This window comes from Cellulomonas sp. P4_H12, from assembly GCF_056400905.1.
Genome location: NZ_JBFUKJ010000148.1, coordinates 1 through 525, shown reverse-complemented (window position 1 = coordinate 525; position 525 = coordinate 1). Strand labels below are relative to the sequence as shown.

Genomic DNA, 525 nt, shown 5'->3' with positions numbered 1-525 from the left:
GGGAAAGTTCGATGGCATGCAAGCCTCCCTCTCGAAGCATATTTGTATCAACAGGCTAGTACGGTTTGTGTCTGCGTGATGGCACAAACTCGAAGGTTGATATTGCCGATCTCAAGTTGATGACGCCGATCCCATCGGTCGCGAATCGGACTCGCAGACACGCGCCGGCCAGAGGCGCTTGAAGGCATGGATTGGAGACAGACGCCACACCGGTCGTGGACAAGGCCTGTCCTACAGTGCGTTTCGAGTTGGTCGGCGCTCTTCCCTGCCGGCCACACCGCAACGACAGGAGACGAACATGCCCCAGCGCGACAGCATCGTGGTGCTCACCCCCGACGAGGCCGAACTCGTCAATGAGGCCATCGACGCCGGCAAGGTCAAGGAAGCGATCAAGACACTGACCGACACGCTCAAGACGAACTCCGCCACGATCAAGAACCTGACCTCCGGGCCGCGGACCGCGGTGGAGTTCAAGGAAGGCCTCGAGGCCGCCCAGGAGAACCTCCGGCTGATCGCCGCGATGCC

Annotated in this window: 1 protein-coding gene; it reads left to right on the top strand. The window is 60.8% G+C overall.

Translation table 11 applies throughout. The annotated features are described in order from the left end of the window. Window positions 1-298: 298 nt before the first annotated feature. A partial coding sequence (locus AC1DQC_RS20250) for a hypothetical protein (RefSeq protein WP_477053015.1) occupies window positions 299-525 on the top strand: 227 nt, incomplete at its 3' end.